The sequence below is a fragment of the Hyalangium sp. genome, from assembly GCF_035629615.1.
Taxonomy (GTDB): Bacteria; Myxococcota; Myxococcia; order Myxococcales; family Myxococcaceae; genus Hyalangium.
In genome coordinates this window covers 19,676-37,429 of record NZ_DASPHO010000809.1, presented here as the reverse complement: position 1 = coordinate 37,429, position 17,754 = coordinate 19,676, and the positions used below count along the sequence as shown (strand labels likewise).

Here is a 17,754-nt window from a genome sequence, read left to right as displayed (position 1 = left end):
TCCTCGAGGGCACGATTTTCATCGCTGACGAGGGCCAGGACCTGGTGGTCACTGCCCTCACCACGCCTCCGAGTGTGGAGTCCGGCCAGGCCTTCCCTGTCACTGCCACCGTGTGCAACCAGGGCACTCAGCCGAGCCCCGGCGCCACCCTCACGCTCCGCTACTCGGCGGATGCGCTCCTCACGCCGTACGATCTCCTCGCGGGCAGCGCGAGCGTCGGCCCGCTGCCCGTCGGCGAGTGCTTCTCGGTGAGCCTGCAACCTTCCGCTCCACCGAGCGGGCTGTGGAGGCCGGGCGCCTTCGTCTCAGCCCAGGGAAGCGGAGAGCTGCGCGAGGACAACAACACCTTCGTGGGAGCCCCCCTCGCGGTCGGACATGCTCCGGACCTGACGGTCACGGAGCTCCGTGTGCCAGAGACGGTCTCCCGCTTCACCCAGGTCCCGGTGGACCTCACCGTGTGCAACCAGGGCACCGCACCCAGCGACAGCACCTCCGTCGAGCTGCTCTTCTCCACGGACACTGTCCTCGGCGTGGCGGACGTGGCTGCAGGCTCCGCGGCGCTGCCCGCCTTGCCCGCCGGCGAGTGCACCACCTTCCGCATGAAGGCCAGCGTCCACGCCGACAACGGCCCCTGGTACTTCGGTGCCCAGCTCGTGCAGAGCGGCTTCGAGCCGCGCCTGGACAACAACGGCCGTGTCGTGGAGACAGTTGTCGGTGAGGGGAAGGATCTGGTCGTCTCCTCCGTGAGCGCGTTCATGGATCCATGGTGGGGCGTGAGCGCCACTGTCACGGTGTGCAACCAGGGCTCGCAGCCGAGCAGTGGTGGCAACGTCGATGTCTTCTACTCGGATCCCAACCTCGTCCCCAGCAGCTACCCACTGGCTGCCGCGGGGCTGCCGGACCTGGCTCCCGGTGAGTGCACCACCCAGTCCATGCCCGGTGAGTTCCCCCCATCCATGGATCCCTACATGGACCCGTTTGTGCTCGGCGCCCGTGTCTCCGGAACCTGCTGTGGCCCGGAGGTGCGCGAGGACAATGACACCCGAATGGATGGACACCAGCGATTCAGCAGCTACGGCTCGGACCTGGTGATCACGGGCATCCAGGCTCCGGTGAGTGTCCTGCCGGGCGAGCCCCTCACCGCGGAGGTGACCGTGTGCAGCGTCTTCCCCACCTACTCCCCGATGGGGAGTGACGTGACCCTGGAGCTCTTCCTCTCACAGGATGGAGTCCTGGATGCCGGGGACCTCCCAGCCTCCAGCACGGTGCTGAGCCTCGACCAATCCAACCACTGCCATACCGCGAGCATGTCCCTCAACGCTCCCCAGGGCGTGTGGACATTGCTGGGCCGCGTGACCTCCAGCTACGACCTCGATGACCTGTACGGGGGCAACAACGTCACGGCCGGCAAGCGCCTGGCCATTGGCAACGCGGCGGATCTCACCGTCACCCAGGTCTCTACCCGCGCCGCGGTCCTGGCAGGCAGTCCCTTCGCGGTGACGACCACCGTGTGCAACCAGGGTACGGCCGCGAGCGTGCCCGTGGCGCTGGGGTTCTTCCTGTCCTTCGACGAGCATGCGACCCAGGGCGAGCTCTCCGCTGGGACGGCGCAGGTGCCTGCCCTGACGCCGGGCAACTGCACCGAGGTGGTCGGCTCGGCCTCCGCTCCCTCCGCCTCGACGCTCCCGTATCGGCGGCTGGTGGCGCTGGTGGACCCGAGCCGCTCCCTGCCCGAGCTGCGCGAGGACAACAACGACATGGGAGGGGACTGGCTGGGGGTGGGCTCCGGGCCAGAGCTGGTCATCACCACTGTGACCGGGCCAGCCGCCGTCCTCCCGGAGGGCCCCTTCCAGGTGCTCGTCACTGTCTGCAACGAAGGCTCGCAGGCCGTCAGTGGCGTCGAGCTCGCCGTCGTCTTCTCCGCGGACACCACCATCACCGCGTCCGACACGCGGGTGGGTGCGAGCACGCTCAGCGTGGGCCCAGGCGCGTGCACCACCGTCGAAGTGCCCGCCGTCTCGGAGCGCTTCGAGATCCGCTGGACGCTCGGCGCCATCATTGATCCCGCAGACTCGGTTTCGGAGCTCATCGAGCTCAACAACACGCGGGCTGGAAGTTCCCTGGCGGTGGGCTATCAGCCTGACTTCGCCATCTCCCACGTCACCGCCCCGGCCCAGGTGTCCTCGGGAGCCAGCTTCACCGCGGACGTGGAGGTCTGCAATCAGGGCACGGTGTGGTCCAACTCAGAGGTGACGATTGTCTTCTCCACGGACGACACCTTCACGCTGGACGATGTGGTGGCGGGCAGCGAGTCCTACTTCGAGCTCGAGCCGGGGCAGTGTGTCACGGTGAGCGTGCCGGGGGTGGCGTATCCGGGGGCGGGGACCTACCAACTCGGAGCCATCGTCGACGGGAACCTGAACCAGCCGGAGTTCAGCAAGGCGAACAACACCGGCTCGGGTGGCAGCGTGGACATCCTGTGATGCAACGCACCCGGATGGCCTCGGCACGCAAGGGGCCGTCCTGAGGGCAGGGCTCTCCCGGGCTCCATGCTCATCGGCGGGGAGTGGAAGAGGACGTGGAGGAGGAGGCCCGCGTCTGCATATGGCTGATGATTTCCAGCAGCGCCTGCTTCAGGCTGCTGGCGTCATCGGCCGTGTAGTAGAGGCCGCCGCCCACTTCTGCGGTGTGCCTCAGGAGGTTGCTGTTGATGCCGAAGCCCACTGTGTACGTGGTGAGGTTCTGCTGACCGGCGGTGTTGAAGTCCCCGACGAGGGGCGGCGTGTGGCGCTGCAGATCCTGCTCGTACAGGAGCTTGGCCACGTCATCGAGCATGTACTGGGGGTTGTCGTCCGTATAGATGGCGGGGTTGGAGCCCTTGTCACGGCCAGCCGTGGTGCCGCTGCCGCATGGCAAGGCGTCTGGGCAGTACACCGGGCCCTGGAGCTGCCGCAGCTGGGTGACCACCGTGCTGTTCAGGTTGTCGCCGGAGGGCTCACCGTCCGTGATGATGATGACGGAGGACACCTGGCAGCCCCAGCACACGCTGCGGTGCTCCGAGGTGAGCGTCTGGTTCTTGAATGCGTTCGGGTAGGTGTAGCCGACTCCGAAGCTGAACACGTCCCTGTACACCGTGTCATCCGAGGTGAAGTAGTAGCCCACGTTCAGCAGCGAGCGTGCCAGTGGCGTGCCCGTGGCGAAGGTCAGGCCGTTGACGGCGCTGATGTAGCTCTCGCGGTAGCCGTCGAAGGCGCTGGCGTCACCGGTGATCTCCTGGCACGACGGGCTCTGCGGCTTGAGCATCGCAGTGTTGGGCGAGCTGCCCGTGAAGTAGCTGATGCCCACGCGCACGTGCTGCAGGTCCTTGATGACGGACTTGAGCACCGCCTTGGCGGTGACGTACTTGGGTGGGTTGAAGTTGAGGAAGCGCCCCCAGAGCATGAAATCCGCGACATTGTACGGCGCGTTGTCACGGCCCTGGGCGCCATTCACCTTGAAGAAGCCCTTGGTGCTCAAGCACGTCAGGCAGCGGGAGTACTCGGCCGCGCCGACGCCGGTGTAATCAACGATCCCGGACTGGCAGGCCTGCTCCTGAGTGTCCCACTGAGGCGTCGGGTTGCTGAGATCGCCCCAGTACATGTAGCCGTAGAACTTGCTGTCCTGGAACAGGTTGGGGAGGCCGGTGTCCGAGCCTATGCCCGTGCCTGGGTCCGGGATCGGGTACTCGGTGGTCGGGTTCCAGCCGCGGCTGGCCTGGAAGGCATCCAGGCGCGGGTTGTCGCAGCCGTTGGTGGTGAGAGCCAAGAAGGTACTGTGCTCGCCGTTGTGCACCTGCGGCAGCTCACGCATGGAGCCTGAGGTATCGACGAGGAAGTGGACCTGTGTGCTCTCGGTGACGGAGGGAGGTGCGTTGGGTGGTAGGCATCCGTCAGCGCTGCCTGCGTCGGGAACTCCTGAGTCAGGAATGCCTGCGTCAGCAACTCCAGAGTCAGCAACTCCAGAGTCTTGAGATGGCTCGGTCTCTGATTCCCATCCGCAGCGAGTGGGGTGAGCCTGGCAGAACGCCTCACCCTCTTGGTCGAAGTCGGCGCAGCCGGAGAGCGCGAACAGCAGGGGAGCAAGAGCCCTCCAGCGGAGGCTCCTCTTCAGAGTTCCTGAGCTCATGGCCACCTCCCGTCCCCTCACTGCGTTGGCGAGTGAGCACGGTAGGACAGGCTTTCTTGACGCGTCTGTACCACCAAGGACGTACCGAAGAGGCTCAGCGGCTTGCCTCATCCTCAGGAGCAAGCGCCAGGGCGGCCTTGACCAGCGGCTGTGGCGCCTCGCCGCGGCGGAAGGCCGCGTGATGGGGAAGCGCGAGCGAGAGAAGGGCGGACGGCTGATTCCCAGCCAGCCGGTGAATTCTGGAGCGGCTTGGGAGCGTGTGTTCAAGTGCGTGTGATGGACACGGAGTTCAGGCCTGAGATCGAACGCGCGCTCCGGTTCATCACGGAGCATCTGGAAAGTCCCTTGACGGTGGCCCAGGTCGCGCGCGCGGCGCACCTCAGCGAGTTCCACTTCCACAGGGTCTTCCATGCCGTGGTGGGCGAGCCCGTAGGGCGCTTCATCACGCGACGCAGGCTCGAGCTTGCGGCGCTGCGCCTCGCGTACGAGCCGGACCGGAGTGTCACGGACATCGCGCTCTCGTCGGGGTACTCGTCGACCTCGAACTTCTCCAAAGCGTTCAGCGCGCATTTCGGGTGCAGTCCGACGCGGGTGCGGCAACCGGAGCTGGGCTTGCCCGCGGCGATCGGCAGGCTGACCGCGGTGTACGGCAAGGGCTTCCAACCGTCGGACCTCTACGTTCTGCCGCCGGAGGTCGACCACGAGGAGCGTCGGCGTCGGGCGGCCGCGTGGGATGCTCGGGTTCAGTTCGTGACCACGGAGGGACTCGACCTTGCGTGCCTCGCAAGCCCTGGCGGCTACGACCTGGCGACACTCGAGCGGACGTGGTCGGAGCTCATCGGGCGCGCGCGCCAGCTGGGGCTGTGCGAGGAAGCGGTGGACGCCTGGGGAATCGCGCACGACAGCCCGCAGCTCACCGCGCCGGAGTGGTGCCGGTACCATGCGTGCGTACCTTGTCCCCCCGACCGGCCGCTGCCGCCCCCGCTGTTCCGTGGCCGGCTGAGCGAAGGGCGCTATGCCGTGTTCCGGTACTCCGGCGAGGTGGACGGCGTAGAGGCAGCGTATCGCACCATCTACTCGTGTTGGTTCCCCGAGAGCATCCTCGCGCCCGACGACTTCACGCCGTTCGATCACTACGTCTCCGATGGGCCGAAGGACGGTCGCATCGACATGGAGATGTGGTTCAAGGTCCGGCCGCGCCGGTGAAGACAGCAAGGTAGGAGAAGCGGTCCGCAGCCCAGGAGACGCCTTCGCGCCCATGGCCGCTGTACGGTCCTTGATGACCGGATGCACCGGTCTGATGGCACCGAGGTCTTTATGGGCACACTCTCCTCTTCGAAACGGATCCTGGTCACTGGCGCATCACGAGGCATCGGCCGGGCCGCGGCGCTAGCGCTCGCGCGGCAGGGACATGGGGTGGTGGTCGCCGCGCGCGACGAGGCGCTGCTCCAGCAGCTCGCACAGGAGATTGCCACCGCGGGCGGGCGCGCCGAGGTCCTGGTGATGGACGTGACCGACGATGCGAGCGTTGACGCTGGGATCGACAGGCTTCTGCAAGGCGGGCCTTGCCACATCGTGATCAACAACGCCGGCTCGTGCGATCAGGCCGAGTTCCTGGCGCAGGAGGTAGCGACCCGGCGCGCGGAGATGGAGCTCAACTACTGGGGAGCGCAGCGCGTAACCCGGGCGCTGCTCCCCTCCATGATGCAGCGCGGTTCTGGCACGATCGTGAACGTCTCCTCGCTGCTCGGGAGCATCGCGTCCCCCACCACGGCGAACTACTCGGCAACCAAGGCGGCGCTGAATGCGTGGTCACACGCGCTGCGAGGCGAGGTCTCGCGCTTCGGGATCAAGGTCGTCGTCTTTGTTGCTCCGCATACGGACACGGCGATGGGGCGTCGAGTCAGGTTTGAAGGCGTCGTGAGCCTGCCCGTCGACTACACGGTGAAGGAGCTGCTCCGGGCGGTCGACCGTGCGCCGCGCCAGTATGCTGCGAGCCCTGTGTACCGTCTCCTCCTTCGCCTCGCTGGGCTGTTCCCGGCGTTCATGGAAGGACGCGTGGCCGCATCGGCGCGGCCGCAACTCGGCCGCGCCGTATTCCACGCATGACGAGCTGGCGCCGGACGGCGAGCTCTCGGGGAGCGCCACCACGGGCTGACCTGACCTGTTCAGGGCAAACCCCATGTCTGTCTCGGCGTAGACGAAGGAATCGAAGCCGAGAGAGGTGGTGTCGATAAAACCGAAGCGGTTATCCACCGGAGTCCAGGCCGTGCCGTTCCACTTCCGGAGGAAGCGTCCGGGGGAGTCCCCGCGCTGTCGATCTGGAGCAGCGGAGCGCCTACCTTGTCCAGGGGGCCGGACCAGCCCTTCGGTCCGGTGGTGGAGATGCTGACCCAGGCGCCGTTCTGCTCGCGCACCACGTCCACGGTTTCGTCTTTGAGATAGGCCACCCACCAGCACCACGGTGATCACGGGCCGGCCCTGAGCGTCGAAGGTAGAAGCCACCGAGTGGGCCACATAATGCGTTCTCCGAGCCCCGCGAGGGCTCCAACGGCGCGGCACCTCCATGGTGCCCGCTCGTGTGAACACACGTGCGACTTCGCTCCGGCACTCACCCGGTAGCCCAGAATTACAGGTCCGCTCTTCTATGACTCTCAGTCATGATTCGGCTCGTGGGAGGAGGTCCTGTCTATCTGTCCCCTGATCAGAGGGATTCAGGGCGTATACAGCTCCGCCCCCGTGAGGATGCCTTGACTGTTGTCGCCTCCCCCCGAGACGAGCACTTTGCCGTTGAGCAGCAGTGTTGCCGTGTGGAAATAGCGAGGAGAGGCCAGGGCGCCAGTAGTACTCCAGGTGCCCGAGGACGGATCGTACACCTCCGCCGTCGCGAGGAAGCCGCCACTCTCGTCTCCTCCCCCTGAGATGAGCACCTTGCCGCCGGGCAGCAGCGTCGCCGTGTGGAAGTAGCGAGGCAAGGCCAGAGAGTCGGTAACGCTCCAGGTGCCCGAGGCCGAGTCGTACACCTCTGCCGTCGCGAGGAAGCCGCTACCATTGTCGTAACCCCCCACGACGAGCACCTTGCTGTCAGACAGCAGCGTCGCCGAGTGGACGTAGCGAGGCGAGGCGAGGGCGCCGGTAGCACTCCAAGTGCCCAAAGCCGAGTCGTACACCTCCGCCGCTGCGAGGTCTCCGCCGTCGCTGACTCCCCCCGCGATGAGCACCTTGCCATCGGGCAACAGCGTCGCCGTGTGGTAGTAGCGAGGCGAGGCCAGGGCGCCGGTAGCGCTCCAGGTGCCCGAGGCCGGGTCGTACACCTCCGTCGTTGCGAGGGCTCCGTCGTTGTTGACGCCTCCCGCGACGAGCACCTTGCCGTCGGGCAACAGCGTCGCCGTGTGGTAGTAGCGAGGCGAGGCCAGAGCGCCGGTAACGCTCCAGGTGCCCAAGGCCGGGTCGTACACCTCCGCCGCTGCGAGGTCTTCGTCGTCGTTGCCTCCCCCTGCAACGAGCACCTGGCCGTCGGCCAGCAGCGTCGCCGTGTGGAAGTAGCGAGGCCAGGCCAGGGCGCCGGTGGTGCTCCAGGTACCCGAGGCGGGGTCGTACACCTCCATCGTTGCGAGGTCTTCGTCGTTGTTGACGCCCCCCGCCACGAGCACCTGGCCGTCAGGCAGCAGCGTCGCCGTGTGAGCGGAGCGAGGCGAGGCCAGTGAGCCCGTTGAGGCCCAGGTCCTGGAGGGGGTGTACACCTCGGCGGAGGACTGATCGCCGTTGCTGAAGCCACCGGCGACGAGGACCCGTCCGCCCGTCAGGAGTGTTGCGGTGTGAAGGTAGCGGCCGGTGGCCAAGGGCCCCGCAGCGCGCCAGGCACCGAGGGAGGGCTCGTACACCTCGGCCTGGGTGAGGATCCCCGTGTACTCGTGAAAGCCTCCAGTCACGAGCACCAGGCCCGAGGGAAGCAGCGTCGCAGAGTGGTAGCGGCGCGGTCTGGCCATCCCGGTGGTCATCGCCCAGGTGCCCGTGGCCGGATCGAAGAGCTCCGCGGAGGTGCTGCCATTCCAGTCGGAGCCGCCACCGCCCACGATGAGAACCTGGCCGTCCGGCAGCAGGGTGGCCGAGTGGTAGGCGCGCGCCACGGCCATGCTGCCCGCGGGGCTCCAGGTGCCGGTGGCCGCGTCATAGAGCTCAGCCCGGCTTTGGAGCAGGCCGCTGGCCTGGGTGCCGCCCGTCACCAGCACCTTGCCGTTGCTCAGCAGGGTGGCGGTGTGGTCGCGGCGGGCCTCGGCCATGGGACCTGTGGGAGTCCAGGTGCCGGTGGCGGGATCATAAAGCTCGGCCGTGGACAGCACGGCACCTGCGTACTCGCGGTCCGCGCCACCCGTCACGAGGACGCGGCCGTCCGGCAGCAGGGTGGCCGTATGGGAGAGGCGCGGTGTCCCCAGGTCGCCAGTCGCCGCCCAGGTGCCGCTCTCGGCGTCATAGAGTTCCGAGGAGATGCCGCTGTTCCACTCGGCCCCGCCCAGGCCAGCGATGAGCACCTGGCCGTTGGGCAGCAGCGTAGCCGTGGCCGCGCGGTGAGTGTTGAGGGCGTCCGCAGTGCGGCTCCAGGTGCCGGTGACAGGGTTGTAAATCTCCGCGGAGCGGTTGTAGCCGCCCGTGACGAGGACCCGGCCATTGGCCAGGAGCGTCGCGGTGTGCAGAAGCCGGCCACTGGCCATGCCTCCTGTCGGACTCCACTCACCCTCCAAGGTGGAAGACAGCGAGGCGGAGCGGTCCGAGACGCTCTGCTCCATGTCATCAGCGGGAGGCTTGCCGCACCCGACCCAGACAAGCCCCAGGAGCAGGCAGAGCGCACGCCAAGATGGCTTCCATAGCCTCGGTCGCTGCTCGAGAGTGCTCATGTTCTCCCCTGCGATGGCACGTTCTTCATCGGGCGTTCATCCTCAGCTCAGCAGCTTCCTGAAGGGGCTCTGGCTCTCTATCGGCGCAGGAGTGGGGTGCTCCTGCTTCTGCATGAGCAGGCCATAGCGCCGGATCTTGCTATAGAAGGTCCCCTTGGCCACCCCCAGCGCCTTGGCCGCCTTGGCGACGTTGCCAGCACAGTGCCGGAGGGCATGCGCGAAGGCGCGGCGCTCGACCTCCTCGATGGAAGGCACCCGATCCTTCTCCAGGAAGACCTCGGAAGGGTCCGCTGGAGCCCGCTGGGAATCTCGGCGCTGGAGCGCCTGCTCGATGGGCAGAGGCGTCCGGACGATCGTGTCCTGATCGCCGGGCAGAAGGCTGGCCGCGCCCTCCAGCAGGTTCGCCAGCTCCCGGACGTTGCCGGGCCAGTCATACGCCACGAGGGCGGCCATGACTTCAGGAGCCACCTGGAGGGGGCGGCGCTGGAGGCGCGAGGCATAGCGTTGCAGGTGGTAGGCCACCAGATGGGGAATGTCGCCTCGCCGCTCCCGCAGGGCAGGCAGGCGCAGGTGGACCACCCGCAGGCGGTGGAAGAGATCCAGCCGGAAGCTGCCTTCCTCCACCGCGCGATCCAGATCCCGATGGGTGGTGGCCACCACCCGCGCCAGGACGGGAAGATCGCGCGAGCTCCCCAGCCGCTGAAACACGCGCTCCTGCAGCACGCGCAGCAGCTTGACCTGCATCTCCAGCGGCAGGTCGCCGATCTCATCGAGCAGCAACGTCCCCCGATCCGCCAGCTCGAACTTCCCGGGGTTGCCTCCGGCCCGCGCTCCCGTGAAGGCTCCGCGCTCGTAGCCGAACAGCTCGCTCTCCAGCAGCTCTCGGGGGAAGGCTGCGACGTTGATGCCCATGAAGGCAAACGCGGCGTTGGGCGAGGCCTGGTGGATGGCCTGGGCGAGCATCTCCTTGCCCGTGCCACTCTCTCCGGTGATGAGGATGGGCACATCCGAGCGGGCCGCCAGGCGCGCATCCTCCAGGCACGCGAGGAAGGCGGGATCCTCCCCGATGAGATCCTCGAAGGTGAAGCGCGCCTGGGCGCTGACGACCTTCTGAGCCAGCCGCTGCGCGCTGGCGAGCTCCTGGAGGGTGACGACGACTCCCGCCTCGTACATCTGGGAGCGCACGACCAGCTCTCCATGGGGGAGCACGACGATCTCTCCCACGAGCGACTTCCCCGTCCCCAGCACCTCCGCCAGGGGCGCGAGCGCCGCCAGCTCCGAGAGGCGGCGGCCCATCACCTGCTCCTGCTGGACCCGGAGCATGCGCGCGGCACCCTGGTTGAGGGTGTGAACGACGCCGTCCCGGCTCAAGGTGAGGAGACCGTCACGGATGGCCGCCAGCGTCGCGGCATCACGCGCCGCCGCCCGGCAGAGCGCGATGCTGGAGATGGCTCGGGAGAGGGCTGCCCCGCAGAGGGAGCCGAAGAGGGTGAGCTGCTCGAGATCCTGCTCGGAGAGCGAGGCCTGCCCCGCGGCCAGCTCGATCACCAGGCCGATGCGCCGCTCCTGGCAGGGAAGGGGAATGACGGCGCACCTGCTCTGGGCCAGGTGCTCGAAGGAGCGCGGGAAGGACATCCCACGGGCCTTGTCCGCGATGAGCTGGGGAGCGTTCTGCTGAAGCGCGGACACCACCGTCTCGCGCAGGCGCTCGGGCGGCACCTCCGGGGTGACGACTCCCTTCTGGAGCCACTGCCATCCTCCCGTGCCGTCCACCTCCACGAGCCCGGCGACCGCGGCAGGGAAGAGCCCCATGGCCAGCCGGGAGATCGCCGCCAGGAGCTCCTCCAGTGCCTCGATGCCGAAGAGCTGCTGGCTGACCACCACCAGCAGGCCCAGGCGCTCCCGGTCGAGCAGGGTGTGCTCCAACGTCCCGATGAGCGCATCCTCCGCGAGCTGGACCGACTCCAATGACTCGTCAGCGACCTTCACGAGCGGCAGCGGGACGGGAGTCATCCGGGCCGTGGTGGCGCGGGCATCGCGCTGAGCCGACAGGGTGTCCCGCAGCCGGGCCCGGCTTTCACGCAGCTGCTCAATCACCGAGAAGACATCCGAGTCGCCCCTCCACTGGCTCTTGGAAGGGCTGAGCTCTCGGAAGGCATGACGAAGCTGCCGCAGATCCGCTGCGGTGCCGACCTTGAGCAGCAAGGGCTGGGCTTGTACCAGCCAATGCGTGGGCACGTCGGTCTGGTCCGCCGCCACGGCGTGGGCGTAGACGATATAGGCCAGGGCTCGCTGCCTGGGAGCACCCAGCCTCTCGAGCCGCTCAATGGCTCGATTCAGGATGCCGCGGAGCACCTCCGGACGGGGGCTCCCCCGGGCCAGCCCCACCCGGGCTTGCAGCACCTCCGCGCGCGCTGCGAGCAGCCCGGTGCACCCCTGCATTCGCACGGCCCGATCGAGAAACGCCAGGGCCTCTTCGCTCTGCTCCGAGGCCAGGAGACACTCCGCGGCCACCAGGTGTGCATGAACCGCCAGCGGCGTCCCGTCCGCCTCGAGGGGGAGCTCCTCGAGCGCCTCCTGGGCCGCGCGCACGGCCGGGAGCCCCTCGCCCTCCAACAGCAAGACCTGGGCATGGAGGACCAGCGAGAGCGCCCGGATCTCGGGCTGCTCCTGGGTGTCGGGTTCGACCTCGGCACGCTCCAGAGCCCCCTCGGCGCGTGAGGGGTAGCCGGCCTCGATCAGCACCAGGGCCGAGGCCAGCTCGACCCACTCCAATGAAGCCAGGGAGCGGCTTCGCAGGAGGAAGGACTCCGCCTCGGCCCGCTCTCCCATGAGGGAGGCCAGGAGCGCCACCTCCAGCGCGGCCATGGACTGACTGGCTCCCTTGCCCCTCTCGAAGCGCATGCGCGCCTCGTCCAGCCGCAGCTCGAAGGGAATCTCCCCAGCCATGGGAGCCAGGAACAAAGAAAGAGCTCGATTGTGGGGGCTCCGTGCCATGCGTACCTCGTCCTCTCGAAGGGAGTGAGCCGGCGAGGTGGAAAATGATGCAATCTCTCTGCGGGGTGCGGACCAGTCGTACGGGCAGTGCGGTCTGAGTGCACGGAAACGCGGAGCGTCAGCCCGACAAGCCCTGTGTCCGCTGATTACGACAGAAGGCAGGAAAACGGGAGTGCTCGAAAGGACAGATTCTGTCCATCCCGGTTCAAGCCTTGAACAGCCATTGAGCCCTTGTTTTCACTGGGACTTGGAGGGCGGCCCCTGGCCGTCCGCCCTGAGTGGGCCGTCTGAGAATTGAACTGAGCCCCCGTGCTTCGTGGCGCTCTGTCCAGGCACCGGGGGTTGGCTCGGATGTTGCCTGGGAGCAACGCCGAATCCCCAAACTCAATTCAAGAGGATGAAGTCATGCAAAGAGCGTGTCTCTGGTTGCTTCAAACCGTGTTCATTGTCTCCCTCGCGGTCCCGCTGGGCGGCTGTGGTACCCATGCCAATGCCAATGAGGAAGAGCAGGTGGCCGACGTGCGCCTCGCGGTCGCCCTTCCCCTGGAAGGAGCCTCCATCGGGGAACGCAGCTCCAGCAGCCTGCGCAGCGCCCAGTCAGACCGCACGGCCAGCGCCGCCATCACCGACGTGGCGAGGATCCTGGTCGACATCACCAACGTCACGGCCAACCCCAACCGAGTGATCTTCCGCAACACCGAGCTCGTCCGCGGCAACGACGGCATCTGGAGCGCAACGCTGCCCTTCCTGCCGCGCGCGGTGATGCTCGAGTTCCGCAGCACTGCGTTCAACACGGGCGGCACCGCGCTGTTCACCGGGGTGCAGCAGCAGACGCTCACCAGCGTCAACACCACGGTGACCATCGGGCTCAATCCCGTGGACAACAACAGCACCCTGGTCATCCCGCGCATCTCGCGAATCAGTGTTCCCACCGAGCTGTCATCAGGCGGCAGCGGCAGCATCACCGTGGGCGTCGAGGGAGCCTCCGGCGAGGTCATCCGCTTCTCGGCAACGGCGGGCCCCAACGGCGGTGAGATCTTCCCGCAGACGGGCCAGATCACCCTGGCCGGTACCTCGGGCTCGCTCGTTTTCCAGTACACCGCCCCGGTGCTCAGCACCGAGCAGGTCTTCGAGCACACGATCCAGATCGAGAACCCGCGCGGCACTCGCATCCAGTCGAACTTCTCCACCCGGGTGCTGCAAGTGGGCCAGACGCCCAGCACCAGCGGCACCCAGCTGCGCGTCCAGTTCAGCCCCATCATCAACAACCTCGTCGCCCGCCGCATCCCCAACACCTCGAGCATCGAGTGGAGCGCCGAGGTCAGCGACGACCGGCCGACGGATCAGAACCTGCTCACCTACAGCTGGGCGTTCCTTCCGGCTGCGACCTACACCCCCGAGCTGAGCTTCACGAACAGCACCACCCGGTCCAGCGTCCTGTTGAACTACGACACGCCGGTCTCGGGCACCATCCGGCTGGTCGTGACGGATGCCGACAACGGCACCACCACGCTCAACTGGACGTTGCCGGTCAACCAGTTCCTCGCCCAGTCCGACCTCATCGTCGACGTCACCAACGTCGGCGGCCTGGCCAGCGTGGTGGCGGGCGGCACGCACAGCTGCGCGCGCCTCACCACCGGCGGCATGCGCTGCTGGGGCCGCGGCAATGAGGGCCAGCTCGGGTATGGCAACACCACGACCTACGGCAGCACGGCCGACAAGCTGCCCTACACCGCGGGCACCATCCCGAGCCTCGAGCGCGCCCTCCAGATGGACACGGGCACGCAGCACACCTGCGCGCTCTTCGACAATGGCCAGGTGGCCTGCTGGGGCCGCAACCTCGAGGGGCAGCTGGGCTACAACACCACCGCGGCCGTGGGCGACAATGAGTCGGTGGCCAGCTACGGCTACGTCAACGTGGGCGGAAACTCCAGCCGGATCGCGGTGGGCGGCAAGCACACCTGCGCGGTCCTCGACACCGGGAATGTGCGGTGCTGGGGCCAGAACAGCCGGGGCCAGCTGGGCTACGGCAGCTTCACCATCACCAACCCCTTCATTGGTGACAACGAGGCGCCCTACACGGTGGGTGACGTGATCCTCGGCGGCGCGCTGGTGGCAGACGTCGTCGCCGGTGACGAGCACACCTGTGTCCTTCTTCGGGATGGCAACGTGCGGTGCTGGGGCCGCAACCTCGAGGGCCAGCTGGGCTACGGCCGCAGCGACGACATCGGCGATAACGAGATCCCGCTGACGACCAACCTCAACTTCAACGGCGCCACCGTCCGCCAGCTCGCCGCCGGCGCCAACCACACCTGTGCGCTGCTCACCAACGGTGCGGTGCGCTGCTGGGGCCAGAACAACTACGGCCAGCTCGGTATCCCTGAGCTCTACACCACCGCGGTTTCGTTCAATAACTGGGGTGACATCGCCAGCGAGACGCCTTACAGCCTCCAGACCACGTACGGCGACGTGAACCTCGGCGCGGGCCGCGTCGCACTGCAGATCTCGACTGGCGCCAACCACACCTGTGCCACGCTCGACACTGGGGCGGTGGTCTGCTGGGGTGACAACCGCAACGGCGAGCTCGGCTTGGGCGATGCCGTCCTGCGGGATGCGCCGCCTACCGTCCCCAACACCACCCCGCCCGTCCTCGCCACCGTGCAGCTGGGCGCCTCGGTGGTTCGCCTGGCCTCGGGCGCCAACCACAACTGCGCGCTCCTGACCACGGGCGGGGTGCGCTGCTGGGGCAGGGGTGCCGACGGTCAGCTCGGCTACGGCAACACCCAGAACATCGGTGACACCGAGCAGGCCGACGCGGCCGGTCCGGTCTCCCTCCTCGCTCCGTAACAGCCTGGATCACGCTCAGGCGGGGCGCGGCTTGTTACCGCGCCCCGCCTGGTGCACCGCTTCGAAGGGGGGACGAGTGAGGCAGGCTCTCACGTGGATGACGGTCGCCATCATCTGCTGCGCGGCGGAAGCGGCGGCCGGAGCGGAGGGACTCGACACCCTGTTGCTGGAAGTGCAAGCGGCCTATGACAAGGCGGTAGAGCTCTATCACGCGGGCCAGTACGACGCCGCGGTGACGCAAGGCGAGCAGGCGTTGGCGCTAGCGGAAGCGGTGCTGGACAGCAGCGTCGATCCAGCAGTTGCCAATTCGCTGGATCTGCTGGGCATTCTTCACGGCGTTCAAGGGGAGCTTGCCCAGGCGGAGCTGCTGCATCGGCGAGCACTCGCGATCCGGGAAGAGGCCCTGGGGCAGAACGACCCCGACGTCGCCGCCTCGCTCACCAACCTCGCCAACGTCTATTACTCCCAGGCGTCGTACGCTCGGGCCGAGCCGCTCTACCTGCGCGCACTTGCGATTCGGGAAGAGCTCCTCGGCCAGAGCCATCCCGACGTGGCCGCCTCGCTCAACAACCTTGCCAACCTCTATTACGCCCAGAGAATGCCTGATCGGGCGGAGCGGCTGCATCAGCGTGCGCTCGCGATCTGGGAAGCGGCCCTGGGCAAGAACGATTCCCACGTCGCCCAGTCGCTCAACAACCTCGCCAACCTCTACTACTCGCAAGGGTTATATCGCCGGGCCGAGCCGCTCTACGTCCGCGCGCTCGCGATCCGGGAAGCGGCCCTGGGCAAGTCTCACCCCGACGTCGCCGCCTCGCTCAACAACCTCGCCAGTCTCTATGATGCCCAGGGTTTCTATGCTCGGGCCGAGCCGCTGCTTCAGCGCGCGCGCGCGATTCGGGAAGCGGCCTTCAGCAAGGACCATCCCAGCATGGTTCCCACGCTCAACCACCTCGCCCAGTTCTACCTGGCCCAGCATCGTCTCCCAGACGCCGTGTCGCTCTTCACCCAGGCTTTCTCCATCTCCGAGCGGCGGCTGCGTCAGGAGGCGCTCTCCTTCTCCGAACTCCGCCTGACCCGCTTCCTGGAGCAGCTGCGGACCGACGAGGAGCTCCTCTATTCCCTCCTGCGCGCCTACCCGGAGAACGAGGACGTGCGGCGGCTGGTCCTGAGCGTCGTGTTCCTGCTCAAAGGCCGCTCTGTCGGGGAGCTGGCGAACACCTCCCATGCCGTCTACCGCAGCCTGGGGCGCCTGGATCGTGACATCTTCAAGCAGCTGCGGGAGCTGCGCGGCCAGCTTGCCACGCTGGTACTCCAAGGCCCCGGCACGCAGACGCTGGCTGAGTACCAACAGCGCGTCGATGCGCTCGCCACCCGAGACGAGGCTCTCGAGGCCGATCTCGCTCAGCGCTCTGCTCCCTTGCGTGCGCTCGCTGCGCTCCCTGCGCTCTCCAGGATTGTCAACCACGTTGCCATGGCCCTCCCCAAGGATGCCGCCCTCGTTGAGTTCATTGCCTATACGGAGCGCTCGCTCCTCGTGAAGCCTGGGACGCCCGTGTCAGAGGTCCCGCGTGAGCAGCGCTACCTGGCGATGGTGCTCTTTCCCAATGGTCACATCCGGGCGCTCGACCTGGGACCTGCCGATCCCATTGACCGTGCCGCTTCGGGACTGAGGGATGCACTGGCCCGCCGCGACGCCGCCTTCCAGGCCTCCGCGCTGGCCCTCTACCAGCTGGCCTTCCAGCCTCTGCTGCCGCTCCCCGGCGGCACTCACCGGCTCTTCCTCTCGCCCGATGGCCAGCTCGGCCTCGTTCCCTTCGCCGCCCTGCATGATGGCGAGCAATTCCTCGTCGACTCTTACGACTTCATCTATCTCACCTCAGGCAAGGACCTCTTGCCGCGTCCCCATGCGGAGGCCTCCCACGGCTCGGTGGTCGTCCTGGCGGATCCGGATTTCAGCACCCCCGTTCCAACACCCCCCTCCTCTTCCGGAGGCGCTGAGCTGTCGGCAGCACGCTCCGCTTCCGTGGAGCATGTCTTCTCCCCGCTGCGCGCCGAGCTCGCTGAGCGCCCCTGGGCACCACTGCCGGGTACCCGCCAGGAGGCTGAGGCCATTCAGCGCCTCCTGCCCAAGGCCCAGGTCTTTCTCGGCCCCGAGGCAACCAAGGAGCGACTGCTGCACCTGCCCACCCCCGCTGTCCTCCACATCGCCACCCACGGCTTCTTCCTCGAGGATGTCCCTGCACCCGAGGACTCCCGCACAGTCGGCCACTTCGGTGCCCTGGAGGAGGGGGCTCCTGCCCATCGCCCTCCCGATCCGCTTCTTCGCTCTGGGCTCATCCTCGTGGGTGGGCGGGCCCAGAAACCCCACGCCGCTGGCGCAGGCTCACCCCCACGCGACAGCGCTCTGGTGACGGCCCTGGAGCTGGCAGGGTTGGATCTGTGGGGTACACAGCTGGTCGTCCTCTCCGCCTGTGACACGGGCCGAGGCGACGTCAAGCTCGGCCAGGGTGTGTACGGGCTGCGCCGGGCCTTCGTCGTGGCGGGAGCGGAGACAGTCGTGATGAGCCTCTGGAAGGTGAACGACGAGACGACCCGCGCGCTGATGGAGGCCTACTACAGCAACCTGTTGGCGGGGCAGGGCCGTGCCACCGCCCTGCGCGAGGCGATGCGCGAGCTGCGGCGGACCCAACCTCACCCCCACTACTGGGCGCCCTTCATCGCCATGGGCCGAGATTCACCCCTGCGCTTGCGCGCGTCCAGCTCCCCGGAGACACATCACCGCTAGCCCGCTCTCCGCAAAGGGGTGCTTCGATCGGAGGCGGCGGGAATCGAACTCGCAGCAAGGCGGAAG

General features: G+C 67.5%; 8 protein-coding genes. 5 read left to right on the top strand and 3 right to left on the bottom strand.

The window, feature by feature from the left end:
- The coding region (locus VD972_RS40670; RefSeq protein ID WP_324994608.1) for a CARDB domain-containing protein at positions 1-2,483 on the top strand (2,483 nt) is incomplete at its 5' end.
- A gap of 70 nt (positions 2,484-2,553) precedes the next feature.
- Here VD972_RS40670 and VD972_RS40665 read toward each other — a convergent pair.
- A complete protein-coding gene (locus tag VD972_RS40665; RefSeq protein ID WP_324994605.1) occupies positions 2,554-3,849 on the bottom strand; it encodes a hypothetical protein in 1,296 nt (431 codons plus the stop codon).
- 591 nt (positions 3,850-4,440) lie between these two features.
- Between VD972_RS40665 and VD972_RS40660 the strand changes: the two genes are divergently transcribed.
- Both VD972_RS40660 and VD972_RS40655 read left to right on the top strand, forming a co-directional pair.
- A complete protein-coding gene (locus VD972_RS40660; RefSeq protein WP_324994603.1) occupies positions 4,441-5,370 on the top strand; it encodes an AraC family transcriptional regulator in 930 nt (309 codons plus the stop codon).
- 81 nt (positions 5,371-5,451) lie between these two features.
- Entirely contained in the window at positions 5,452-6,273 is an 822-nt protein-coding gene (locus tag VD972_RS40655; RefSeq protein WP_324994601.1) for an SDR family NAD(P)-dependent oxidoreductase, read from the top strand.
- A gap of 605 nt (positions 6,274-6,878) precedes the next feature.
- On the opposite strand, the gene VD972_RS40650 is transcribed toward VD972_RS40655, so the two are convergent.
- Together VD972_RS40650 and VD972_RS40645 are read right to left on the bottom strand one after the other, a co-directional pair.
- Positions 6,879-8,876: a kelch repeat-containing protein gene (locus VD972_RS40650; protein WP_324994599.1), complete on the bottom strand. Its 1,998-nt coding sequence runs from the start codon at positions 8,874-8,876 to the stop codon at positions 6,879-6,881.
- Positions 8,877-9,101: 225 nt separating this feature from the next.
- On the bottom strand, positions 9,102-12,008 hold the full coding sequence (locus tag VD972_RS40645) for a sigma 54-interacting transcriptional regulator (protein ID WP_324994596.1): 2,907 nt from the start codon (positions 12,006-12,008) through the stop codon (positions 9,102-9,104).
- Between the two features lie 453 nt (positions 12,009-12,461).
- Here VD972_RS40645 and VD972_RS40640 point away from each other — a divergent pair, with 453 nt between their 5' ends.
- Together VD972_RS40640 and VD972_RS40635 are read left to right on the top strand one after the other, a co-directional pair.
- Positions 12,462-14,903 (top strand): RTX toxin, encoded by a 2,442-nt coding sequence (locus VD972_RS40640; RefSeq protein WP_324994595.1) that lies wholly within the window; start codon positions 12,462-12,464, stop codon positions 14,901-14,903.
- Between the two features lie 76 nt (positions 14,904-14,979).
- The gene (locus VD972_RS40635; RefSeq protein ID WP_324994593.1) at positions 14,980-17,688 is read left to right on the top strand and encodes a CHAT domain-containing tetratricopeptide repeat protein; all 2,709 of its coding nucleotides are present in this window, start codon (positions 14,980-14,982) and stop codon (positions 17,686-17,688) included.
- Positions 17,689-17,754: the final 66 nt, after the last annotated feature.